This window comes from Halobaculum magnesiiphilum, assembly GCF_019823105.1.
GTDB classification, from domain to species: domain Archaea; phylum Halobacteriota; class Halobacteria; order Halobacteriales; family Haloferacaceae; genus Halobaculum; species Halobaculum magnesiiphilum.
This window is the reverse complement of record NZ_CP081958.1, coordinates 487,072-509,315: the sequence shown is the minus strand read 5'-3', so window position 1 is coordinate 509,315 and position 22,244 is coordinate 487,072. Positions and strand designations below refer to the sequence as shown.

At 69.4% G+C, this 22,244-nt stretch carries 27 protein-coding genes and 2 tRNA genes; 20 read left to right on the top strand and 9 right to left on the bottom strand.

Going from position 1 to position 22,244, the window contains the following annotated elements; all coding sequences use genetic code 11:
• Window positions 1-6: 6 nt before the first annotated feature.
• The 3 genes from K6T50_RS02705 to sod form a co-directional block, all read right to left on the bottom strand.
• Window positions 7-468: a cupin domain-containing protein gene (locus K6T50_RS02705; protein WP_222607892.1), complete on the bottom strand. Its 462-nt coding sequence runs from the start codon at window positions 466-468 to the stop codon at window positions 7-9.
• Window positions 469-591: 123 nt separating this feature from the next.
• Window positions 592-1,293, bottom strand: a complete 702-nt coding sequence (locus tag K6T50_RS02700) for an MBL fold metallo-hydrolase (RefSeq protein ID WP_222607891.1) — start codon at window positions 1,291-1,293, stop codon at window positions 592-594.
• A 159-nt stretch (window positions 1,294-1,452) separates the two neighbouring features.
• On the bottom strand, window positions 1,453-2,052 hold the full coding sequence (gene sod, locus K6T50_RS02695; protein WP_222607890.1) for a superoxide dismutase: 600 nt from the start codon (window positions 2,050-2,052) through the stop codon (window positions 1,453-1,455).
• A gap of 243 nt (window positions 2,053-2,295) precedes the next feature.
• Between sod and K6T50_RS02690 the strand changes: the two genes are divergently transcribed.
• Complete coding sequence (locus K6T50_RS02690) at window positions 2,296-3,264, top strand: bile acid:sodium symporter family protein (protein ID WP_390182299.1); 969 nt, start codon at window positions 2,296-2,298, stop codon at window positions 3,262-3,264.
• A gap of 36 nt (window positions 3,265-3,300) precedes the next feature.
• Here the strand turns inward: K6T50_RS02690 and K6T50_RS02685 are convergent, their stop codons facing one another.
• Window positions 3,301-3,924: a DJ-1/PfpI family protein gene (locus K6T50_RS02685; RefSeq protein ID WP_222607888.1), complete on the bottom strand. Its 624-nt coding sequence runs from the start codon at window positions 3,922-3,924 to the stop codon at window positions 3,301-3,303.
• A gap of 107 nt (window positions 3,925-4,031) precedes the next feature.
• On the opposite strand from K6T50_RS02685, the gene K6T50_RS02680 reads away from it, so the two are divergent.
• Window positions 4,032-4,172 (top strand): hypothetical protein, encoded by a 141-nt coding sequence (locus K6T50_RS02680; RefSeq protein ID WP_222607887.1) that lies wholly within the window; start codon window positions 4,032-4,034, stop codon window positions 4,170-4,172.
• Between the two features lie 18 nt (window positions 4,173-4,190).
• Here K6T50_RS02680 and K6T50_RS02675 read toward each other — a convergent pair whose 3' ends face one another.
• Window positions 4,191-5,675: a cryptochrome/photolyase family protein gene (locus tag K6T50_RS02675; RefSeq protein WP_222607886.1), complete on the bottom strand. Its 1,485-nt coding sequence runs from the start codon at window positions 5,673-5,675 to the stop codon at window positions 4,191-4,193.
• A 132-nt stretch (window positions 5,676-5,807) separates the two neighbouring features.
• Between K6T50_RS02675 and K6T50_RS02670 the strand changes: the two genes are divergently transcribed.
• A complete protein-coding gene (locus tag K6T50_RS02670; RefSeq protein ID WP_222607885.1) occupies window positions 5,808-6,950 on the top strand; it encodes an ArsR/SmtB family transcription factor in 1,143 nt (380 codons plus the stop codon).
• On the opposite strand, the gene K6T50_RS02665 is transcribed toward K6T50_RS02670, so the two are convergent.
• The 3 genes from K6T50_RS02665 to folP form a co-directional block, all read right to left on the bottom strand.
• A complete protein-coding gene (locus tag K6T50_RS02665) occupies window positions 6,920-7,630 on the bottom strand; it encodes an Ntn hydrolase family protein (RefSeq protein ID WP_222607884.1) in 711 nt (236 codons plus the stop codon). The genes K6T50_RS02670 and K6T50_RS02665 overlap by 31 nt on opposite strands.
• Window positions 7,631-7,721: 91 nt before the next feature.
• Window positions 7,722-8,396, bottom strand: a complete 675-nt coding sequence (locus K6T50_RS02660) for a 6-hydroxymethylpterin diphosphokinase MptE-like protein (protein WP_222607883.1) — start codon at window positions 8,394-8,396, stop codon at window positions 7,722-7,724.
• 128 nt (window positions 8,397-8,524) lie between these two features.
• Window positions 8,525-9,670: a dihydropteroate synthase gene (gene folP, locus K6T50_RS02655; RefSeq protein WP_222607882.1), complete on the bottom strand. Its 1,146-nt coding sequence runs from the start codon at window positions 9,668-9,670 to the stop codon at window positions 8,525-8,527.
• Window positions 9,671-9,842: 172 nt separating this feature from the next.
• Here folP and K6T50_RS02650 point away from each other — a divergent pair, with 172 nt between their 5' ends.
• Window positions 9,843-10,436, top strand: coding sequence for a DUF8114 family protein (locus K6T50_RS02650; RefSeq protein ID WP_222607881.1), 594 nt, complete (start codon window positions 9,843-9,845; stop codon window positions 10,434-10,436).
• On the top strand, window positions 10,433-11,245 hold the full coding sequence (locus tag K6T50_RS02645) for an RNA methyltransferase (protein ID WP_222607880.1): 813 nt from the start codon (window positions 10,433-10,435) through the stop codon (window positions 11,243-11,245). The genes K6T50_RS02650 and K6T50_RS02645 overlap by 4 nt, the downstream gene beginning before the upstream one ends.
• A gap of 59 nt (window positions 11,246-11,304) precedes the next feature.
• Here the strand turns inward: K6T50_RS02645 and K6T50_RS02640 are convergent, their stop codons facing one another.
• The gene (locus K6T50_RS02640; protein WP_222607879.1) at window positions 11,305-11,751 is read right to left on the bottom strand and encodes a MaoC family dehydratase; all 447 of its coding nucleotides are present in this window, start codon (window positions 11,749-11,751) and stop codon (window positions 11,305-11,307) included.
• 335 nt (window positions 11,752-12,086) lie between these two features.
• Here K6T50_RS02640 and K6T50_RS02635 point away from each other — a divergent pair, with 335 nt between their 5' ends.
• The 15 genes from K6T50_RS02635 (at window position 12,087) to K6T50_RS02565 (ending at window position 22,243) form a co-directional block, all read left to right on the top strand.
• Window positions 12,087-13,880 carry a glutamate--tRNA ligase gene (locus tag K6T50_RS02635; protein WP_222607878.1) on the top strand — a complete coding sequence of 598 codons (1,794 nt, stop codon included), beginning with the start codon at window positions 12,087-12,089 and terminating at the stop codon, window positions 13,878-13,880.
• 108 nt (window positions 13,881-13,988) lie between these two features.
• Window positions 13,989-15,458 carry a CoA-acylating methylmalonate-semialdehyde dehydrogenase gene (locus K6T50_RS02630; protein ID WP_222607877.1) on the top strand — a complete coding sequence of 490 codons (1,470 nt, stop codon included), beginning with the start codon at window positions 13,989-13,991 and terminating at the stop codon, window positions 15,456-15,458.
• A gap of 68 nt (window positions 15,459-15,526) precedes the next feature.
• The gene (locus tag K6T50_RS02625) at window positions 15,527-16,162 is read left to right on the top strand and encodes an IS6 family transposase (protein ID WP_222606963.1); all 636 of its coding nucleotides are present in this window, start codon (window positions 15,527-15,529) and stop codon (window positions 16,160-16,162) included.
• A 90-nt stretch (window positions 16,163-16,252) separates the two neighbouring features.
• Complete coding sequence (locus tag K6T50_RS02620; RefSeq protein ID WP_222607876.1) at window positions 16,253-17,800, top strand: sensor histidine kinase; 1,548 nt, start codon at window positions 16,253-16,255, stop codon at window positions 17,798-17,800.
• 242 nt (window positions 17,801-18,042) lie between these two features.
• Window positions 18,043-18,126, top strand: a tRNA-Ser gene (locus K6T50_RS02615).
• Window positions 18,127-18,145: 19 nt separating this feature from the next.
• Window positions 18,146-18,682 carry a 30S ribosomal protein S13 gene (locus K6T50_RS02610; protein ID WP_222607875.1) on the top strand — a complete coding sequence of 179 codons (537 nt, stop codon included), beginning with the start codon at window positions 18,146-18,148 and terminating at the stop codon, window positions 18,680-18,682.
• Complete coding sequence (locus K6T50_RS02605) at window positions 18,679-19,203, top strand: 30S ribosomal protein S4 (RefSeq protein ID WP_222607874.1); 525 nt, start codon at window positions 18,679-18,681, stop codon at window positions 19,201-19,203. The genes K6T50_RS02610 and K6T50_RS02605 overlap by 4 nt, the downstream gene beginning before the upstream one ends.
• Window positions 19,204-19,599: a 30S ribosomal protein S11 gene (locus K6T50_RS02600; RefSeq protein WP_222607873.1), complete on the top strand. Its 396-nt coding sequence runs from the start codon at window positions 19,204-19,206 to the stop codon at window positions 19,597-19,599.
• 3 nt (window positions 19,600-19,602) lie between these two features.
• Window positions 19,603-20,352, top strand: a complete 750-nt coding sequence (locus K6T50_RS02595; RefSeq protein ID WP_222607872.1) for a DNA-directed RNA polymerase subunit D — start codon at window positions 19,603-19,605, stop codon at window positions 20,350-20,352.
• Window positions 20,353-20,496: 144 nt separating this feature from the next.
• Window positions 20,497-20,581: transfer RNA gene (locus K6T50_RS02590), tRNA-Leu, on the top strand.
• Between the two features lie 63 nt (window positions 20,582-20,644).
• A complete protein-coding gene (locus tag K6T50_RS02585; protein ID WP_222607871.1) occupies window positions 20,645-21,001 on the top strand; it encodes a 50S ribosomal protein L18e in 357 nt (118 codons plus the stop codon).
• Entirely contained in the window at window positions 20,998-21,465 is a 468-nt protein-coding gene (locus tag K6T50_RS02580; RefSeq protein ID WP_222607870.1) for a 50S ribosomal protein L13, read from the top strand. The genes K6T50_RS02585 and K6T50_RS02580 overlap by 4 nt, the downstream gene beginning before the upstream one ends.
• On the top strand, window positions 21,459-21,857 hold the full coding sequence (locus K6T50_RS02575) for a 30S ribosomal protein S9 (RefSeq protein ID WP_222607869.1): 399 nt from the start codon (window positions 21,459-21,461) through the stop codon (window positions 21,855-21,857). Before K6T50_RS02580 ends, K6T50_RS02575 begins: the two co-directional genes overlap by 7 nt.
• 12 nt (window positions 21,858-21,869) lie before the next feature.
• Window positions 21,870-22,064: a DNA-directed RNA polymerase subunit N gene (locus K6T50_RS02570; RefSeq protein ID WP_222607868.1), complete on the top strand. Its 195-nt coding sequence runs from the start codon at window positions 21,870-21,872 to the stop codon at window positions 22,062-22,064.
• Entirely contained in the window at window positions 22,061-22,243 is a 183-nt protein-coding gene (locus K6T50_RS02565; protein ID WP_222607867.1) for a DNA-directed RNA polymerase subunit K, read from the top strand. Before K6T50_RS02570 ends, K6T50_RS02565 begins: the two co-directional genes overlap by 4 nt.
• Window position 22,244 lies beyond the last annotated feature (1 nt).

The window sequence follows — 22,244 nt, the reverse complement described above, 5'->3', positions numbered from 1 at the left end:
GTCTGTCTACGTCGGGAGGTCCGCCTCGGTGCCGCACTCGGGGCAGACGAACCCCATGCCGTCGTCGCCGGGGACCGCCGCGAGCGCGTCGTGCCCGCACTCGCGACACGTGACCGGAACGCGCACCTCCGTCGAGTCGGCCGGCGCGCCGAGCGCGAGCGCCTCGACCGGATCGTCGCCCTCGTTGCTCCCGGTCTGGTACTCGCCGGGGGCGAACCGGACCGCCTCGCCCTCGTCGACCTCGACGGCGCCGTCCTCCGTCTCGAACGTCGCGGTCCCCGACAGGATCACGAACACTTCCTCCTGGTCCAGGTGGGTGTGCATTCCGCTGGAGAACCCCTCGCCCGGGTCGAGCCGGTAGTGGTTGATCGCCATGTCCTCGGCGCCGAGCGCGTCGGTGAGCCGGCGCATCTCCACGTCCCTGCCGAACCCGCCCGTCTCGGCGTCGTCGATGTCGATGTGTTCCATCGGTCGGCGTCTCGGCCGGCGACGGTATGAATCGTCCGGCGGCGGCAGCCCTGGTCGCCGACTCGCTCTCGCCATCGCCTTCGCCCACGCTCACTTCTTCGATCCCGCCTTGGCTCTCGCGTTCTACTCCGGGTGCTCGGCCGCCAGCGACTCGTATATCGCTTCGATCTCGGGGATTCCGGCGTCGACGGTCCCGCCGTGATAGCAGTGGATCGTCCCCACGCCCGCCCCCAGTTCGGCGAGCCGACCCACCGACCGGGTCGCCTCGGCCATGTCCGGCGTGAAGTGCTCCGCGGGGCCGACCAGGTCGCCGTCCTCCCCGCGAAGCGCGTCGGCCGCGAGCAGCACGCCGGACTCGGGGAAGTGAAACGCGAGGTGTCCGGGCGCGTGACCCGGCGTGAACACCGCGCGCATCGGCCCCGCGTCCGTCCGGAACGTCACGCCGTCCTGCAACGCCACGTCGACCGGAACGGGCTCGTAGCGCTCGCCCTCGGGATCGCTTTTGATAGGAAACTCCCGGCCGTCGACGTACGGCGCCGCAGCCTCGTGGGCGTACACGACGGGGTCGGCGGCGCGTTCACACGCCGCCGCCAGGCCGCCCGCGTGATCGCCGTCGTGGTGCGTGAGGAGGACCGTGCGAACATCGGCCAGATCCAGCCCGTGGGTCGCGAGCGCGTCAGCCAGTTGGTCAGTCTGTCCCGGGAGTCCGGCGTCGATCAGCACGGGTCCCTTCGGCGTCTCCACGGCCGCCGGGTGGAAGGTGGCCGTGCCGTCCTCCCGTTCCATCGTCAACTCCAGGGCGTACACGCCGTCGGCGAGTTCCATGGACGGCGTGTCGGTCGCGAGGGTCCTAACTGTGGGTGTCGGCGTCTCGCCCCCGACGCGGGAGTACACGGCGGCGCGGAGCCGCCCCTCACGAGCGGTGCGTCGAAAGAAATCGAACGCTCGGCTCGGATCCCTCCGGATCCGTTCGTCGTCTCCGACTTACTCGAAGAGCTGGACGGCCTGTTCGTAGCGGGTCGAGGGTTCGTCCCAGTCGACGACTTCGAAGAACGCGCTGATGAAGTCGCCGCGGGCGGGGCCGTAGTCGTAGTAGTAGGAGTGCTCCCACACGTCCAGCGCGAGGATCGGGTGGCCGCCCCAGATCGCGCCCTGGTCGTGCTTGTCGACCACGACGTTGCGCAGTTGGTTCGAGAACGTGTCGTACACGAGCAGCGCCCAGCCGGAGGCGTTGCCGGCGGCGGCCTCGAACTCGCCCTTCCACGCCTCGTAGGAGCCGAAGTCCTCGGCGATCCGGTCGGCGAGCGCGCCCGACGGCTCGTCGCCGCCCTCGGGGCTCATGTTCTGCCAGAACAGGTCGTGCAGGATGTGCCCCGAGGAGTTGTGGGTCACGTTCCGAATGGCACCGGGCGACGAGCCGAACTCGCCGTTTTCACGGTTCTCCTCGAGCGTCTCCTCGGCCGAGTTCCAGCCGTTGACGTAGCCCTGGTGATGGGTGTCGTGATGCCACGTCAGCACCTGCTCGGAAATGTGTGGTTCGAGTGCGTCGTAGTCGTACGGCAACGGATCGAGTTCGTAGCTCATGGTTGAATTCCTCCAGCCAGTACAACGGCGGGATAGCTGTTAAAGATTGAGAAGTTGACTGCTAGCACTTCACAAGAGCGTTTCGCTCCGAAACCGACGCAGGCTTGCGATCCGTCCCCGCCCGTTCGGTTCTCGGTCGGGCGGGCGCTTACCTCAGGTTCGCGAGATTTGTACACTGCGACACGTTTTCACGCGCGAGGGGTCGTCGGTCACGTCGTGTCCCTGATCGATCAGCTCGCTGCGGTGGGTCGGATCGCCAGCAAGTACTTCGTCGTGTGGGTCCTCGCGGCCGCCGGCGCGGCGCTCGTGCGCCCGGACCCGTTCATCCCGGTCCTCGACTACGTCACGCCGCTGCTGGGGGTGATCATGCTCGGAATGGGGCTGACGCTCCAACCCGAGGACTTCGAGCGACTGGTCGAGCGCCCCGTCGACGTCGGGATCGCCGCGGCCGCGCAGTGGCTCGTGATGCCGCTGGCGGCCTACGGGCTGTACATCCTGCTCGACCTCCCGGACGCCATCGGCGTCGGACTGATCCTCGTCGGCGCCGCCCCCGGCGGCACCGCCTCGAACGTGATGACGTTCCTGGGCCGCGGCGACGTGGCGCTGTCGGTGGCCGTCACGACGCTCACGACGCTCGCGGCGCCGATCGTCATGCCCGCGTGGACGCTGTTCGCGCTCGGGGAGACGGTCGACGTGACGTTCGCGCAGATGTTCGGCAGCATCGTCCAGATCGTTATCGTTCCTGTCGTGCTCGGGTTCGCGATCCGGTACGTCCTCGACCGGCGGGCGCCCGAGGCCGCCGAGGCGGGCGTCGACGTGTTCCCGCTGGTCAGCGTCGTCGCCATCGTCGCCATCGTCGCCGGCGTGGTCGGCGCGAACGTCGACAACATCCTGACCGCGGGCGCGCTGGTACTGCTCGCCGTCGTGGTCCACAACGCGATCGGGCTGGGCGCCGGCTACGGCGTCGGCCGTGCGGCGGGGATGTCCGCGGACCGGCGGCGGACCTGCGCGTTCGAGGTCGGTCTCCAGAACAGCGGCCTCGCGGTGGCGCTCGCGACCTCGCTGTTCTCGCCGGCGGCGGCGCTCGTTCCCGCGCTGTTCAGCGTTTGGCACAACGTCTCCGGCCCCGCGCTCGCGAGCTTCTTCACCTGGCGCGACGACGCGGTCGACGGCTCCCCGGAGCCCGCGGCGGCGCCGGCGACCGACGACTGAGCGCCGGCGACGAAAAGAGACGTTCCGTCCGGCGCGTCACTCCGATCGCGCGATCGCGCCCGGCTCGTAGGCGTCGTGCTGGCGGGTGTACTCCATCGTCGTCGCCACCGACTCGGCGATCTCGGCGCCCGCCTCGCGTTCGACGATGTGGAGCGCCAAGTCGATCCCCGAGGTGACGCCGCCCGCCGAGAGCACGTCCCCGTCGTCGACGACGCGCTCCTCGCGGACGTCGGCGTCGGTGTCGCGGAGGTCCTCGAGGGCTGAGGCGTGAGTGACCGCGGGACGACCGTCGAAGACCCCGGCCTTCGAGAGCAACATCCCGCCGGTGCAGACGGACGCGACGGTCGCGCCGGCGTCGTGGTGGGCGGCGACGACCTCCGGGATCGCACCGCGCTCGTACTCCGCCCACGCGCCCGCCTCGCTGCGGTCGTTCCAGCCGCCGCCGGGGACGACGAGCAGGTCGAGGTCGCCCGGCTCGGGGAGGTCGCCCTCGGCCTCGACGCGCATCCCGTGGCTCGCGGTGACCGTTCCGGGACCGTCGAGCGAGACGAGTTCCGTGTGGAAATCGGCGCCGGCGGCCTCGGCGTTGCGGAACACCTCGAACGGGCCGACCGCGTCCAACTCGTCGAACCCCTCGTACAGCAGCACGGCGATGTCCATACCCCGTGGAGGGTCTCCGGCGGCATAGTCGTACCGTGAGCCGTGCCGTCACGAGGAGCGACGGCGCGGCGATCAGGTTCATGTGCGGCCGGCCGCTCGAAGGGCGCATGGGTCACTGTCCCCACTGCGACACGGACATCCGCGAGGTCGTCGAGAGCGAGACCGACGCCCGGTTCACCGGAGACGCGACGGTCTGGGAGTGTGCTGCCTGCGGGGCGATCCTGGGCGTGAGCGAGATCGGCGTGTGATCCGACGGGCCGTCGGCGTCAGTCGGCGCTCGCCTCCTCCTCTTCCTCCTCTCCCTCCACCTCGCCGCGGGCGCGCTTGAACATCGAGAGCGCCCGCTCGCGCATCTCGGAGTGGTCGACGATCGGGTCGGGGTACTCCGGGGCGAGCTGTCGGCGGCGACCCACCGACAGCTCGTGCCAGGAGTGAACGTTGTCGGCGGATATCGACGCGAGCTCGGGGACGTACTCCGCGACGTACTCGGCGTCGGGGTCGTAGCGCTCCCCCTGCGTCATGGGGTTGAAGATGCGGAAGTACGGCTGGGCGTCGGTCCCGGTCGAGGCGGCCCACTGCCAGCCGCCGTTGTCGTTGGCGGTGTCGTGGTCCGCGAGGTGCTCCTTGAAGTGCTCGTAGCCGTGGCGCCAGTCGAGCAGCAGGTCCTTCGTGAGGAACGACGCGACGATCATCCGCACGCGGTTGTGCATGTACGCCTCCTCCTTCAGTTGGCGCATCCCCGCGTCGACGATCGGATAGCCGGTTCTCCCCTCCTTCCACGCCGCCAGGTGTTCAATCGCAGTTTCGTCGTCCCGCCACTCGATCGGGCGGTCGTACTCCTTGTAGTTCTCCGTCACCACCTCGGGGTTCGCCCACAGCACCTGCGTGTAGAACTCCCGCCACGCGAGCTGGGACTGGAACTCCTCGACCGCCTCGACGGCGTCGTCGTCCTCGACAGTGTCGTCGGCCATCGCTGCCGTCTCGGCGTTCGCCTCCTCGGTCGCGGCGTACACCTCCCGCACGCCGATCGTTCCCCACTTGAGATCCGTCGAGAGCCGGGAGGTGGCCTCCCTCGCCGGATAGTCACGGTCCTCGTCGTAGCGGTAGATGGCGTCCTCGCAGAATTTATCGAGCCGGTCGCGGGCGGCGTCGGTGCCGGCGGCCTGCACGTCGGCCTCCGGTTCCTCGAACCCGAGGTCCGCGATGCCGGGGAGACGCTCGCCGGCGACGGCGTCGGCGAGGTCGTCGCCCGCGGGCGGGTCGACCGGATCGGCCTTCTCGCGGTCGCGCCACTTCTTCCAGAAGTAGGTGAACACTGCGTAGGGGTCGCCCTGGTTCGTCGTGATCGTGCCCGGCTCGTGGTGGACGGCGTCGTGACGGGTCTCGCGAGCGACGCCGGCGGCGTCCAGCGCCATCCGGACGCGGGCGTCGCGCTCGCGGGCCAGCCCGGAGTAGTCCTCGTTCCAGACGACCGCCTCGGCGCCGAACTCGTCGGCCAGCTCCGGGAGCACCTCCGCCGGGTCGCCGCGGGCGACGACCAGGTCCGAGCCACGGTCGCGGTAGTCGTCCCGAAGCGCCGCGAGCGCGTCGAGCATGAACCGGACGCGGGGCGGCGCACCGTGAGCCAGCACGTCGTCGTCGAAGACGAACACGGGGACGACCGCCCCGTCGTCCCCGGTCGCGTCGGCCGCGGCGGCGAGGCCGCGGTTGTCGGCGACGCGCAGGTCCCGCCGGTGCCAGAACAGTCGCATGAAACCGGACACGGGCGCGACGGTAGTAAGCGCAGGGGCGACGGCGAGGCGACGCGCTGCCGCGCAGATGGCTCCGCGCGCCGGTCCGCCGGCCGGGACAGCTTCTTGTCCCCGCCGGTGATCCTGCGGGGTATGAACGACGGTCACGACGCGTCGCCCGGCCACGGAGCCGACGCGGGCGTCGCCGCCAACGACGCGGACGCCGCAGACGCCGACGCGACCGATGCGGCTGGCGCGAGCCCCGACGAGGTCGACGACGCGGGGGCGTCCGCTGTCGCGCCCGACGACGCCTTCGCCGCCCTGGCCGACGAGACGCGCCTCCGGACGGTCCGGGCGCTCGCGTCCGCCGACCGTCCCCTCGGGTTCACCGAGCTGTTCGAGCGCGTCGCCGACGACCCCGACGGCCCGTCGGCGGGGTTCGCCTACCACCTCCGGCAGCTGACGGACCGGTACGTGAGAACCGACGACGACGGGCGCTACCGGCCGACGTTCGCCGGCCGACAGGCCGCCCGCGCGCTCGACGCCGGCGTCTACACCGAGCGCGTGGATCGCGACCCCGAGCCGGTCGACGGCGACTGCCCGGTTTGCGGCGCGGCGGCGCTGGAGGCGCGGATCGCCGACAACCACGTCGGCGTCGCCTGCACCGACTGCGCGACCGAACTCCTCGCGCTCCCGTTCCCGCCGGGCGGCGTCCGCGACCGCGACACCGACGAGGTGCTCCCGGCGTTCGACGCCTACCACCGGGCGCGCCTCCGGCAGCTCGCCGACGGCGTCTGTCCCGACTGCGCGGGCCGCGCCGAGGGGAAGATCACGTTCGTCGAGCCGGCGGAGCTGCCGGATGCCGCCGAGGCGGGGGAACGAGATGCGGACGCCGCGGACGCGCCGGCGCGTCCCGTCGTCGCCGGCGCGTGCGCCGACTGCGACTTCCGCGTCCGGGTTCCGGTGTCGGTCGCGCTCGCGGAGCACCCGGCCGTGGTCGCCTTCTGCGACGATCACGGGATCGACGTGCGCGAGCGGCCGATCTGGAACCTCGGGTCGGAGTGGGCCGAGGGCGTGCTGTCGACCGATCCGCCGGCCGTCCGCGTCTCGGTCGCCGGCGACGGGGAGACGCTCCGGCTCCTCGTGGGCGACGGACCGACCGTGGTCGAGACCGACCGCGTGACCGCGGCGGAAGACGACCGATCGGGAACGGGACCGACCGAGCGGTCGACGGAGGGCGGCCCGGAGGGAGACGACGCCGACGATCAGGCGGCGACCGCCGCCGGGTCGTCGTAGACGACCTCCTCGACCCCGTCATCGGTGATCGTCACCAGGTGGAGCCCGTTTCCGGAGGCGGTGTCGCGCTCGCTGGCGGCGGCGACGGCGCGCGCGGCCAGCGTCTCCGCGTCGGCGACGCCGACCCCCTCCCGGTAGCCGTCCTCCAGAGTGCCGTAGGCGAACTGCCCGCCGGAGCCGTCGGCGGCGTAGGGCTGTTCGAGGACCGACCCGCCCCCGTCGAAGGTGTAGAGGTGGGCCCCGTCGCCGTCGACGCCGCCGAGGAGGTGCTGGACGCCGTAGCGCTGCTTGCGCATCGCGGTGGCGGCATACCCCGCCAGCGCCGTGGTCGACATCTCGGTGCCCCGGCGGAGTTCGTAGAGGCGGCGCTCGGCGTCCAGGTCGGCGACGAGCGCCTGCGCGCCCGAGACCGAGCCGGTGAACGCCAGCGCCGCCGCGTCGCCGATGGGGTGGACCTTCCGGGCGTCCTTGCTCGAAACCATCCGTCCGAGGCTCGCGCGACGATCAGAGGCGAGTACAACCGCGTCGCCGCGATCACCGTGGTCGCCGCGGTCGCCGTTGCCGGCGTCGACACCGGCGGTATTGTTCGTCGGCTCGCCCTCGCGGTTCGTGTCTCCATGCGCGACGATCCCGACGATGGTCGTCCCGAGCGACGCCGCGCCGGTGTCCGTGTCGTCCATACCGTCCCGTGTCGCCCGCGGCGGATAAGTATCAGCTAAAATATCCTTTAGCGGGTGGGCGGAACCGAGGTAGAGGGACGCCGTGGAACAGTCACAGCGGATCGATCCCGTCGCGTCGGCCGTCGAGGACGGCGAATCGCTCGCCCCGGCGGCGCTCCAGAAGGTGGAGCAGGCGTTCGGCCCAGTCCAGTTTGCGTGCCTTCACGCCGTCCACCTCGGGGTCGTCGAGGTCCCAGCCGGGGAAGACGAGCCGCTCGGCGCCGCAGTGATCGGCGAGGAACGCCGCGCGGTCGCCGTCGGTGAAGCCGCCGTAGTTGGCGACGGCGTCGACCGGCGCCGCCTGCGTCGTGACGAGCGTGTTCGCGGCGTCGTAGCGCGGGAGCCACTCCTCGATCAGGTCCCCGTTGTCGCCGTGGGCGTGGGCGACGACGACGGCGCCGCGCTCGGTCCGCGCGAGTCCGGTCCCGGGGTTCTTGTCCAGGTCCGTCACCATCGCGTCGACCGCGACGCCCTCGGCGACGAGGCGGTCCGTGGCGGTCGAAGCAGCGAATACGAAATCTGCGTCGCGAGCGAGGGACGCGTCGGCCTCCAGCGACGGCCCCGCGCCGGCGACGGCGACGGTCGCGCCCGAACAGTCCAGCCGGTCGAGGTCGAACGGCTCGGCGAACGCGGCGGCGCGGTCCCTGACCGCCTCGTCGGCGGCGCGGTCGAACCCGAAGTCGGCGAGGATCGCCGCGTAGATCGGCTCCCAGTCGGTGAACTCCATGGTGGTGACTACCGGCGTGACGGCTCACAGTAATACGGGATCGGGCCGAAAGCGCACCAGAGTACCCCTACCCGCGGTGCCCTTCCGGCTTCCATCGTCTGCTATCGACCGATCGGGTATAAGTTTTCTTACTCTGTCGGACGCGCGACGCACGACAGCGCGGCGTCCAACGCCTCCGTAGCCCCGCTCGCGGCCTGTGCGGCCGCCACAGTTTCGGCGACGGTGCCGATCAGCAGGGCAGACGATCCCGTCCCGTCGGCGACGAGAAGGGCCGACGAATCGGCGGTAGAAGCGCGCAGCGCACCGATCTCTTCTGGTTCGAGCCCGCCGAACTCGTACACCCGTGCCACGGCGTCGTCGGCGACGGCGGAGTCGCCGCCGAGCCGGTCGACGTGCCGGCGGGCGTCGCCGGTCGTCGCCACGTCCAGTTCCTCGACGGACACCTCGCCCCGGGCCCGGACGCGGTCGCGGGCGAACTCCGTCCCGATGAGCGCGGCGTCCCGGGTCTCGGCCACGTCGTGCGTTCGGACGATGTGTGCGCCCCGTTCGACGGCCATCGAGGTCGCCGCCAGCGAGACGGGCAGCGCCTCCTCGGTGTCGCGGCCGGCGACGCTCCGGAGGAAGTTCTTCCGGTTGATCGACACCAGGATCGGGCGACCGTAGCCGCGGAACTCCCGGAGGCGGCGGAACGTCTCGCGGTCGTCCGCCAGCGTCTTCTCCTCGGACCAGCCGCCGAACGCCGGGTCGACGATGGTCTTGTCGGTGAAGCCGTTCAGCGACAGCGCCTCGTAGATGTCGTCCACCTCCTCGACGGCGCCCGGTCGCTCCAGGTCCGGCGGCGACGCCATCTTCGCCACCGCGGCGTCGTGTTCCTCGCACACGCGGGGCATCTCGGGGTCGGCGAAGCCGCAGATGTCGTTCACCATGTCGAAGCCGCGGTCCAGCGCCGCGTCGGCGACCTCGTGGTAGCGCGTCTCGATTGAGAAGACGGCGTCGCCGGAGACGCTCTCGATCGTCTCGATCGCGGTGTCGAGTCGCTCCAGTTCCTCCTCGGCCGAGAGCACCTCGAAGCGCTTGTTCGCGGATTCGAGACCCACGTCGACGATGTCCGCGCCCTCGCCGATCAGTTCCTCGTCGACGTAGCGGGCGGCCTCGCCGGCGTCGTCGTACACGCTGGGATCGTAGGGGGACTCCTTCGAGACGTTCAACACGCCCATGATCCGCGGCGGGTGATCGTCGCCGATCGGGAGGCCGGCGGCGTCCACAGTTCGCATGAACCGTTGCAGGGGCGGGTCGCGCTTCGGTGTTGTGATCGCGGAGCCGTCGGCGTCCGATGGGACCGACGGTCACGGCCCGCCGGCGCCGGGAGCACGCCCCCTCCCCTGCTCCAACCCCCGGGGCCCGAGAGCGCGCCGCTTATCCCCGGCGCGCGGCAAGACGGGGCAAATGGGTAAGGTGAGCATCGGCCTGCGCGGCTGGCGCTTCGACGAGGACGACGTCTTCACCGACGCCGGCGGCTGGAGGCCGCTGGAGGAGATCCCGAAGGAGCCCCGCCACCGGCTCGTGCGGCTTCAGGTCGTGATGAACAAGCCCTGCGACGCCTGCTATCTGATCCACGGCGAGGAGAACAAACGGCAGTGCAGGGTCGCGAGCATCGTCTACGGCGAGCCGCTCGACGAGGTGCTGCTGTGTGACGAACACGAGGCGGACTTCCTCTACTGGTTCCGCGAGCGCGGCGGCTCCTCGATCGCCGGCGAGGAAACGTTCCGCGACGCGTTCCACGAGTGGTTCGACGACGGCGGCCGCGCCCCCGACGGCTACGGCGGCATGGAGCACGTCGAGGAGGCGCCCGAGGAGCTGCCGGACCTGCGCGACCCCGAGGACCTGTACGAGGACGACGACCTCCTCGCGGACGAACGGCCGGACTTCGAGGACGGGGAGGGGAACGATGACGGCGACGATGCCGACGGCGACGAGGACGACGCCGAGGGCGGCGACGACGATTTCGACCTCGATCTCGATCGGGAGTATCCGACATGAGCGACGACGCGACCGAGGCGACCGCCGCTGACTCGGCACACGACGACCGCGAGTTCGTCGTCGTCGTGGTCGAGCCGGAGACGCCGGGCAACGTCGGCACCATCGCGCGGGCGATGAAGAACTTCGGCCTCGCCGACCTGAAGCTGGTCGACCCGCCGGAGATCGATCGCGACAGCGAGGCGTACGGCTTCGCGGGTCACGCCCGGGAGGACGTGCTGCCCAACGCCGACACGGTGGCGCTGGAGGAGGTCGTCGAGAACTACCACACCGTCGGCACCACCGCGATCACCGGCGAGGACGCGCGCCGGCACGTCCGGTTCCCGTTCAAGACGCCCGCCGAACTGCGGGAGTCGCTGGCGACCGTCGACACGGACACGGCGCTGGTGTTCGGCCGCGAGGGGACCGGACTGAACAACGAGGAGTTGGCGCAACTGGACGAGCTCGTCTCCGTCCCCGCGAACCCCGAGTACCCGGTGATGAACCTCGGGCAGGCGGCGACGGTGACGCTGTACGAGCTCCGTTCGCTGTTCCTCGACGAGTACCAGCTTCCGGACGTGGAACACGAGCGCGCCGCCGAGCCGGAGATCGAACGCTTCTACGAACAGTTCGGCGCGTTCCTTGAGGAGGCGGAGTCGCGCGACCACAAGCGCGAGCGCAGCGAGCGGCTGATCCGCCGGCTCGTCGGCCGCGCGCACCCGACGAGCAAGGAGGTGACGACGCTGACGGGCGTGTTCCGTCGGGCGACCGACCTCATGGAGCACGCCGACCACGGCGACCGCGAGCGCGACGACGAACCGCGGGCGCGCTGAGGTCGCCCCCAACGACGAGTCGTCCGACTCATCGGGCCTCATGCAACGGTAATCGGGGCCTAGTCGTCGCCTCGGCGGAGGTACATCACGTTCCCGATCATCGAGAACACGGCCTCGTCGTCCCCGTTGTACGTTCGCGTTCGCGCACGGATCAGCCCCCGTTCCGGGCGTTCTGGCACCTTCTCCAGCACCTCGTTCTCGATCCGGAGGGTGTCGCCCGGCCGCACCGGCTCCGGCCAGCGGAGCTCGTCGACGCCCTTCGCGCCGACGGTCGCGGCCTCGGCGAGCGTCCCCTCCACGAGCAGACGCATCGTCATCGCGGCGGTGTGCCACCCGGAGGCGATGACGCCGCCGTAGGGCGACTCCTCGGCCGCCCGGTCGGGGTCGGTGTGGAACCACTGCGGGTCGTACCGCTCGGCGAACGACAGAATTTCCTCGCGAGTCACCTCGTAGTCGCCGTGCGTCTCGACATCGCCGACCTCGACGTCCTCGTAGTAGACTGGCATGGCCGGGGGTCCACTCGCGAGCACATGAAACCCGGTGTGGCCGACTGCGGTACGCACGGACTACCGGTCGCTCGCGCGTCGACGCCGGCGTGAAACGACGTGAACGGTCGACGCCCATATATCGGCGAGTCCCCTGCCTCCGAACGCCCCTACCCGCGTGTGCCACGACGCACACCACTCGGTCGCGTCGACGGGAACGGACCCATGGTGGGGTGGCCCGCCGGCGCGACCCGTTTCTCACCGCTCCCGAGCCCGGGGCACGCGAGTCGCGGTTCGGACCCGGATCCGGGTCCGATCCGGACCGGTTTTGGGCGCGCGGGGAGAACGCCGGCGTAATGGACGACGATCTCGAGGAGCGCGTGCGCGCCGAGGCGGAGACGCACGCGCTCTACAACGCTCTGAAGCACGGTTCGGACCCGGAGGTGGGCGCCATCATGGGCCCGTTGATGGGCGACAACCCCGACTTCCGACCGCACGGCGACGAGGTGCCCGGCGTCGTCGCGCCGGTGGTCGCGGAGGTCTCGGGGATGAGCGACGACGAGCGCCGCGAGCGACTGCTCGAACTCGACCCCGACCTCGTCGAGGAGCTGGAGGCCGACGACGAGGAGGACGAGTCGGTCCTCCCGGACCTCCCGAACGCCGACGAGTACGACGAGATCCGGATGCGCCTCGCGCCGAACCCGAACGGCCCGTGGCACCTTGGCTCCGCGCGCATGCCCGCGGTTATCGGGACGTACAAGGAGATCTACGACGGGTGGATGCTCTGCCGCTTCGACGACACCGACCCCGAGACCAAGCGCCCGGATCTCGACGCCTACGACGAGATCCTCGACGCCATCGGCTACCTCGGCTTCGAGCCCGACGAGGTGCTGAAGGCGAGCGACCGCGTCGAGACGTACTACGACCACGCCCGTGAACTGATCGAGAAGGGCGGCGCCTACACCTGCTCGTGTCCGGCCGAGCACTTCCGGAGCCTGAAGGCCGACGCCGAAGCCTGCGAGCACCGCGACAAGTCCGTCGAGACCGTTCGAGAGGAGTTCGAGGCGATGGTCGACGGCGAGTACTCGGACGGCGAGATGGTCCTCCGCGTGAAGACCGACATCCACCACAAGAACCCCGCGTTGCGCGATTTCGTCGCCTTTCGGATGGTCGACACGCCCCACCCGCGCGAGGAGGCGGCCGACTACCGCGCGTGGCCCATGCTCGACTTCCAGTCGGGCATCGACGACCACCTCACCGGCGTCACGCACATCATCCGCGGCATCGACCTCCAGGACTCCGCCAAGCGCCAGCGGTTCGTCTACGACTACTTCGGCTGGGAGTACCCCGAGGTCGTCCACTGGGGGCACGTCCAGATCGACGCCTACGACGTGCCGATGTCCACTTCGACGATCAAGGAGAAGGTCGACGCCGGCGAGTTGACCGGCTGGGACGACCCGCGCGCGCCGACGCTGGCGTCGGTGAAGCGCCGCGGCATCCGCGGGCAGGCCATCGTCGACGCGATGGTCGAACTGGGCGTCTCCACGAGCAACGTCGACCTGGCGATGTCGAGCATCTACGCGAACAACCGCGACCTGATCGACGACGACACCGACCGCCGGTTCCTCGTCCGCGACGGCGACGCCTCCGACGCGACCGACCGCGACCGGCTCCCCGCGGGCGCGCCCGAGGAGTTCGCGCTCGCCGGCGACGTACCCGACGCCGGACACCCGCCGCTGCACCCCAACCACGAGGACCGCGGCGACCGCGACGTGCCCGCGAGCGAGGGCGTCCTGCTGGAGTCGGAGGACGCGCCCGCGGACGGCGAGCGCGTCTGGCTCAAGGGCCTCGGCTGTCTGCGCCGCGACGGCGACGAGCTCGCGTGGGTCGGCACCGACATCGACCTCGTGCGCGAGGAGGGCGTCCCCGTGGTCCACTGGGTCGGCGCCGGCGACGACGAGCACGTCCGCGTGCGCCTCCGAACGATGGACGGCGACGTGGTCGGCCACGCCGAGCCCGGCTACGCCGACTACGACGTGGACGACCTGGTGCAGTTCGAGCGCGTCGGCTTCGCCCGCTTCGACGCCGCCCCGGGCGACGCCGAGGAGGCCGACGCCGGCGAGTACCTCGCGTTCTACGCGCACCCGTAACTGGCGAATCAGTTCTCCGTCCTGTTCCGTTCGCGGCTCCCGACCGAGATCCCGCACAACACTACCGGCAACGGTAGCTCTTTCCCACGAGGTGCGTGATCGATCGTCATGGTAGGCCCTATCGGGGACGGCGAAGTGGCTCACAACTACGTCGGCGGTGAGTGGCGCGAGGCGACCGGCGACGAGTCGTTGGACGTTGAAAACCCCGCGACCGGCGAGCGGGTCGGATCGGTCGCGTTCTCGTCGGCCGACGACGAGGACGAGGCGATCGCGCTGGCGAACGAGGCGTTCGAGGAGTGGTCCACGACCGCCGTCGAGGAGCGAATTCAGCCGCTGTTCCGACTGAAGGCGCTCCTCGAGGAGCACCAGGAGTCGCTTGCGGAGGTACTCGTCACCGAACACGGCAAGACGAAGGCGGAGGCGATGGGCGAGATACGGCGGGGGATCGAGAACGTCGAGGTCGCCTGCGGCATCCCGACCATGATGCAGGCGGGCCACCTCCCGCACGCGGCGCCGGACATCGACGAGACGGCCGTCCGACAGCCGCTCGGCACCGTGGTGGCGGTGACGCCGTTCAACTTCCCCGCGATGATCCCGCTGTGGTTCCTGCCGTACGCGGTCGCGACGGGCAACACGTTCGTCCTCAAGCCGAGCGAGCGCGACCCGTTCACGGCCAACCGGATCGCGAGCCTCGTCGACGAGGCGGGCTTCCCCGACGGCGTCGTCAACGTCGTCCACGGCGGCCCCGACACGGTGAACCGGCTCATCACGCACGACGGGATCGAGGCGGTCTCGTTCGTGGGGTCGACGCCGATCGCGAAGCACGTGTACGAGACGGCAGCCGGCGCCGGCAAGCGCGTGCAGGCGCAGGGCGGCGCGAAGAACCACGTCGTCGTGAGCGCGAACGCGGACCTGCAGTTCGCGGCCGAGCAGACCTGTTCGTCCGCGTTCGCCAACGCCGGCCAGCGCTGTCTCGCGAACCCCGTCGCGGTCGTGGAGGACGAGGTGTACGACGAGTTCGCCGAGCGACTGGTCGAGGAGGCCGAGTCGATGGAGATCGGTCCCGGCTTGGAGGAGGGGACCGACATGGGTCCGCTCGTGTCCGGCCCGCATCGCGAGTCCGTGCTGGAGTACGTCGAGACCGGCGTCGAGGAGGGCGCGGAGGTGCTGCTCGACGGTCGCGAGCAGGCCGTGCCCGAGTCGGGATATCACCTCGGTCCGACCGTCTTCGGCGACGTGGATCCGGACGCGACGATCGCCCGCGAGGAGATCTTCGGCCCGGTGCTGGCGCTGATCCGCGCGGAGGACTTCGGCGACGCCCTCTCGCTGGTGAACCGCTCGCAGTTCGGCAACGCCGCGTCGCTGTTCACCAGCGCCGGCGGCGAGGCCCGGCGGTTCCGTCTGGAGATCGACGCCGGCAACGTCGGCGTCAACGTCGGCACCGCCGCCGCGATGGCGTTCTTCCACTTCGGCGGCGACAAGGACTCGTTCTTCGGCGACCTGCACGCCCAGGGCGACGACGCCGTGCGCTTCTACACCGACGAGACGGTGTACATCGAGCGCTGGCCGGACAACTGATCGATCCTCCGACGGGGCGGTGTTCAGATAAGGATGAAGAGTGAGGCGGAACGATATTTGAGTGGTTCATGCTCGAAATCGCCCGCCTCAACGGAGGTAGCGACTGCTTCGAGTTAGATTTTCTGGAGCGAGAGGCGACACCCGAGCCCGCGATGAAGCTCGGTATCCGACTCCATCTGGCTGGACTATCACTTTCGGATACCGTTTCGATTCTCGATAGGTTGGGTGTCAAGCGCTGTCGGACGACCGTCCATAACTGGGTGCAGAAGGCCGATCTACAGCCCCTCGATGGTGCGAACCCGGATCACGTCGCAGTTGACGAGACCGTGATCCAACTCAACGACGAACGCTTCTGGCTGTACGCTGCTGTCGATCCCAACACGAACCGATTGCTGCACGTCAAGCTCTCTCCGACGAGAAATCAAGCGATCACCGAGATGTTCCTCGCCGAACTCCGCGACAAACATCTCGTCGATAACGCGGTCTTTCTCGTCGATTCTGCACCGTGGCTGCAAGCAGCTCTCCACCGCCACAGCCTCGAGTACAGGTACGAGAAACACGGTACTCGGAACAGCGTCGAACGTGTCTTTCGAGAACTAAAACGCCGAACCAACCAGTTCTCAAACTGTTTCAGCCACGCCGAAGCAGAGACTGCCGAAAATTGGCTTCAAGCGTTCGCCTTCGCATGGAATCAGCTTATCTGAACACTACCTCCGACGGAGAGCCAAAATTAATCCGGATCGGACGGCTCGTTCGGCGCACACTTTATCCGTGTTCCTGACCCCCCACCGGTGATGACGAACCGCGAGGAGGGAACCCCACAGCGAGGCGAGATGTCCGGCGTCGACGCCGACTCGCTGATCGAACCCGCGCTCCTCGACCGGATGACGGACGCGTTCCTCGCGCTCGACGACGAATGGCGGCTCACCTATCTCAACGAACAGGCCGCCGAGATGGTCCGGAACGCCGCCGACGCCGACCCGGACGAAGAGCTGGTCGGTCGTGACGTCCGGGAACTCCTCCCCGAGTTCGTCGACACCGAGGTCCACGAGGGATACGTCGAGGCGATGGAGTCGCAGTCGCCCGTGGAGTTCGAGACGCGCTACGAACCGCTGGACGCCTGGCTCGAGGTCCGAGCCTACCCGTCGGCGTCGGGGCTGTCGGCGTTCGTCCGGGACGTAACCGAGGAGCACGACCGGCGCGAGCGCCTCCGGATGCACGAGGAGGCGCTGACCGCGATCACGGAGGTCTTCGTCGCCGCCGACCGGCCGTTCGACGAGCGCGTCTCCGAGCTGCTGGGGATCGGCGCGGAGATGCTCGACACCGAGTACGGCACGCTCTCGCGGATCCGCGAGGACCGGTACGTGTTCGAGGTGGTGTACGCCCCCGACGACAGCGTCGAGGCCGGCGACGCCGTGGACCTGTCGGCGACCAACTGCGAGCGCGTGGTCCTCGCCGAGGAGTCGCTGGCGCTGGCAGACGTGAGCGACGACGAGGAGCTTGCTGCGCGTGTCGGCCACGCGGAGTGGGGGATCTCGTGTTATCTGGGCGCGCCGGTCCGCGTCCACGGATCGGTGTACGGCACGTTCTGCTTCTACGACCGCGACGCCCGCGAGGAGCCGTTCGAGGACTGGCAGGTGACGCTCGTGGAGCTGATGGCCGTGTGGGTGTCCGCGCAGCTGGAGCGACAGGTCGTCGAGGAGGACCTCCGGCGCCAGAACGACCGGCTGGAGGAGTTCGCGACGATCGTGAGCCACGACCTCCGGAACCCGCTGGCGGTCGCGAAGGGACAGACGGAGCTGGCGGCCGAATCGGTCGACGACGAACGTCTGGAGAAGGCTGCTCGGGCGCACGAGCGGATGGAGCGGATCATCTCCGACGTGTTGACCATGGCCCGGACGGGCAGCGTCGTCGAGGAGACCGAGCCGGTCGACCTGTCGACTGCGGCACCGGAGGCATGGTCGACCGTCGATACCGCCGCGGCGACGCTCGACGCGTCGGACGCGCCGTCGGTCAGGGCCGACCGGAGTCGGCTGGTGCAGCTCCTCGAGAACCTCTTTCGCAACGCGGTCGAACACGGCGGCGACGACGTGCACGTGACCGTCGGTCGGATCGACGACCCCGACCGCTCCGGGTTCTACGTCGCCGACGACGGCCCGGGGATCCCCGAGGGAGATCGCGAGGCAGTGTTCGACCACGGATACACCACCCACGAGGAGGGGACCGGGTTCGGCCTGAGCATCGTCCGCGGGATCGCGACGGCCCACGGCTGGACCGCGTCGGCGACGGCCTCGGGGGCCGGCGGTGCCCGGTTCGAGTTCCTCGACGTGGAGTCCGCCTGAAATGTACCACGCCTGAGATCCGAGACGGTCGCTGCCACGCAGGGTGCCCCGATCGATCGGCTCCGGCCGCCCCGGGCGTGTCGGTCGTTCACACGGTCGTGACGCCCTGGCACGGCGACCGGGGGTTTCGTGATGCTTAAGTGCGGGCTCCGAGTTACACCGAACGCAGACACTGTAGGGGCATCGGGTCCCGAGTCCGGAGCCGCGGCGGCTCGCGAGGCGACGATAACACAGCACACGGTGTTGCGGTAGCCAAGCCTGGCCCAAGGCGCTGGGTTGCTAACTCAGTGGCGCAAGCCTCCGGGGTTCGAATCCCCGCCGCAACGCTGACCACACACCCAAGACATGAGTGCAGAAGAACCAGAGAACGCGCCCGACGCGGAGGAGGACGACGAGGACCTCCAGTACTTCGTCCGCATCGGCCAGACGGACCTGGACGGGACGAAGACCGTCGAGCGCAGCCTCAGCGACATGAAAGGCATCGGCCAGCGCACGGCGCGCCTGGTGGCCGAGACGGCCGACGTGGACCGGACAGCCACGTTCGGCCGACTCGATCAGGACGACATCGACGCCGTCGTCGACGTCGTCCAGAACTTCTCGGAGCACGTGCCCGAGTGGATGGTCAACCGGCAGAAGGACTTCTTCACCGGCGAGACCGACCACATCGTGGGCGCGGACGTCAACGAGAAACGCCGCCACGACATCAACCGGATGAAGATGATCGACTCCTACAAAGGCGTCCGCCACAAGCGCGGGCAGAAGGTCCGCGGACAGCGGACCAAGTCCACGGGCCGGACCGAGGGCACCATCGGAGTCAACGTCGAGGAGATCCGCGAAGAACAGGCCGAGGAGGAAGCGGCCGCGGAGGATGAAGGCGAATGAGTACCGGAACCTCCACCAAGCGCTACGAGACGCCGAACCACCCGTACCAGGGCGAGCGTATCGACGAGGAGTCGGACCTGCTCTCCCGCTACGGCCTGAAGAACAAGGAGGAGCTGTGGCGTGCGCAGTCGGAACTGCGTCGCTACCGCCGCGAGGCGCGGAGCCTCATCGGCGAGTCGCAGGGCGACGTCGAGGCGGCCAACGAGGCCGGCGCCGACTTCGTCGCGCGACTGCAGCGCCTCGGGATCCTCGACGACACGGACGCCATCACGGACGTCCTGTCGCTCGACGTGACCGACGTGCTCGAACGCCGGCTCCAGACGGTCGCGTACCGCAACGGCGTCGGTAACTCGACGAAGCAGGCGCGGCAGTTCATCCTCCACGGCCACGTGGTCGTCGGGGACGCCCGCGTCACGCGCCCGTCGTACAAGGTCGAGACGGCCGAGGAGGACCTCGTCGACTTCGACGAGATCTCCCCGCTCGCCGACGAACTCCACCCCGAACGCGCGGAGGGTCAGTAAATGAGCGAATCAGAGACCACCGAGAGTCGCTGGGCGATCGCGAACGTGTTCGCGTCGTTCAACAACACCCTCATCACGGTGACCGACATCACCGGGGCCGAGACGCTGATCAAGTCCTCGGGCGGCGCCGTGGTGAAGCAGAACCGAGACGAGGCGTCGCCGTACGCGGCCATGCAGATGGCCGAGGGCGTCGCCGAGCAGCTCAAGGCGCAGGGTATCGAGGGCGTCCACGTCCGCATCCGCGGTCCCGGCGGCAACGCCCAGAAGTCCCCCGGGCCGGGCGCGCAGCCGACCATCCGCGCGCTCGCCCGCGCCGGGATCGAGATCGGTCGCATCGAGGACGTGACCCCGATCCCGCACGACGGCACTCGTGCGCCCAAGAAGAACCGCCTGTAACCCATGGCGGACGACTTCGACGTCGAGGTAGTTAGCCGAGACGACCGATCCGCGCGGCTGCTCGTCCGCGGGCTCACCCCCGCGGTAGCGAACGGTCTGCGCCGGACGATCCTCTCGGAAGTCCCGACGTTCTCGATCGACACCGTCCGGTTCGTCGAGAACTCGTCGGTGATGTTCGACGAGATGGTCGGGCTCCGCCTGGGGCTCGTCCCGCTGACGACGCCGCTCGACGACTACGAGGTCGGCGACACCGTCACCCTCGCGCTCGACGTCGAGGGGCCGGCGACGGCGTACTCGGGCGACATCGAGACGTCCGACGACCTCGTCCAGCCCGCCGACGAGAACGTCCCCATCATCGAGCTGAAGGAGGGACAGCGCCTGGAGTTCGAGGCCGACGCGGTGCTCGACTCCGGCAAGGAACACGCGAAACACCAGGGCGGCGTGGCCGTCGGCTACCGCCACCTGCAGCGCGTGACCGTCGTCGGCGACGCCGACGAGTTCGACGAGGAGGAGCCGAACATCCTCCGCGGCGTCATCGAGACCGAGGACGGCGAGCTCGTCCACACCGAGGAGTTCGGGTCCGACCTCACCAACCGATACCCCGGCAAGGAGCTGGATATCGAGGACGTTCCCGGCGCGTTCGTCTTCCACATCGAGACGGACGGGTCGATGTCCGTCGATGAACTCACTCTCCGTGCGGTCCGGTCGCTTCGCGACCGCGCGGACGAACTCGCAGACAAGGTCGCAGTCTAACCGAACACATGTCGTCTCACCACACCCACCGAACGTCCGCCCCCGCGTCGGGTTCGACCGGCCAGCGGACCCGCCGTCACCGTCTCGCACGGACGGGGTGGACCGAAGGGGTTATCCGGTGGGACGGCAAACGACGGGACGCGAGCAGGGGTAGCCCAGTCTGGCCAACGGCGCAGCGTTCAGGGCGCTGTCCTGTAGAGGTTCGCAGGTTCAAATCCTGCCCCCTGCACTCCCGTTCTCACATCGACTCGGTCGCTACCGAGTCACCGACTCCCACTCAGGAGGTTACGTTATGAGTAGTAGCAAGACTAATCCGAGACTTCAGAACCTCATCGCCGAACTGAAGTCGGTCGCGCGCTCGTCCGATGCCAGCGTCTGGCAGGACGTCGCCGACCGGCTCGAAAAGCCGCGGCGCACGCACGCGGAGGTCAACCTCGGCCGCATCGAGCGGTACGCGAACGAGGACGAGACCGTCGTCGTGCCGGGCAAGGTGCTCGGCTCGGGCGTGCTCCGTAAGGACGTTACCGTCGCCGCCGTCGACTTCTCCGGCACCGCCGAGACGAAGATCGACCAGGCCGGCGAGGCCGTCCGGCTGGAGGAAGCGCTGTCGAACAACCCCGAAGGAACCGACGTCCGGGTGATCCGATGAGTCTCGCAGAGTTCGAGGCCGACGTGGTCGTCGACGGACGCGACGCCATCATGGGTCGCGTCGCGTCGCAGGTCGCACAGAAGGCGCTCGACGGCGAGCGCGTCGCGATCGTCAACGCCGAGCGCGCGGTCATCACGGGCAACACCGAGGCGACGCTCGAGAAGTACCGCACCCGCGCGAACCTCGGCTCCGACTCGGGGCCGTACTACCCGAAGCGGCCCGACCGCATCTTCAAGCGGTCGGTCCGCGGCATGCTGCCGTACAAGACCACGAAGGGTCGCGAGGCGTTCGAGAACGTCCGCGTGTACGTCGGCAACCCGTTCGACTCCGAGACGACCTCGCCCGACGAGGACGCCCCGGAGCCGGAGGTGCTCGACGGCACCTCCCTCGATCGCCTGTCGAACATCAAGTTCACCACCCTCGGCGCGATCGCCGAGGACCTGGGGGCTAACGTCACATGGTAACGAACACGTCCGGTAAGAAGAAGACCGCCGTCGCCCGCGCCACCGTCACGGACGGCGAGGGGCGAGTGCGTATCGACTCCCAGCCCGTCGAGCTGGTCGAACCCGAGATGGCCCGGCTGAAGATGCTGGAGCCGTTCCGCGTCGCCGGCGAGGACCTCCGCTCGGAGGTCGACGTCGAGGTGTCGGTCAACGGCGGCGGCTTCGCCGGCCAGGCGGACGCGGTCCGCACGGCCATCGCGCGCGGCCTCGTGCAGCACCGCAACGACGCGGAGCTGCGCGACGCGTTCATGGAGTTCGACCGCTCCCTGCTGGTGAACGACTCCCGGCAGAGCGAACCGAAGAAGTGGGGCGGGCCCGGCGCGCGCGCCCGCTACCAGAAGTCGTACCGCTGAGGTGATCCACCCATGATGATCCCTGTCCGGTGTTTCACGTGCGGCAACGTCATCGGTGAACACTGGGAGGAGTTCAAGGCCCGCGCCAAGGAGGGCGACGAGGACCCCGCGGCGGTCCTCGACGAGCTCGGCGTGGACCGCCACTGCTGCCGGCGGATGATGGTGAGTCACACAGACCTAGTTGACGTCGTCTCCCCCTACCAATGAGCGGGAACCTCGAATACAACCGGTACGAGAAGGCCCGCATCCTGGGCGCACGGTCGCTCCAGCTGGCGTACGGCGCGCCGGCGCTGATCGACAGCGACCAGTCCGAGCCGATCCTCATCGCGGCCGAGGAGTACGACGCCGGCGTGTTGCCGTTCACGGTCCGGCGGGAGGGGAAGTGAC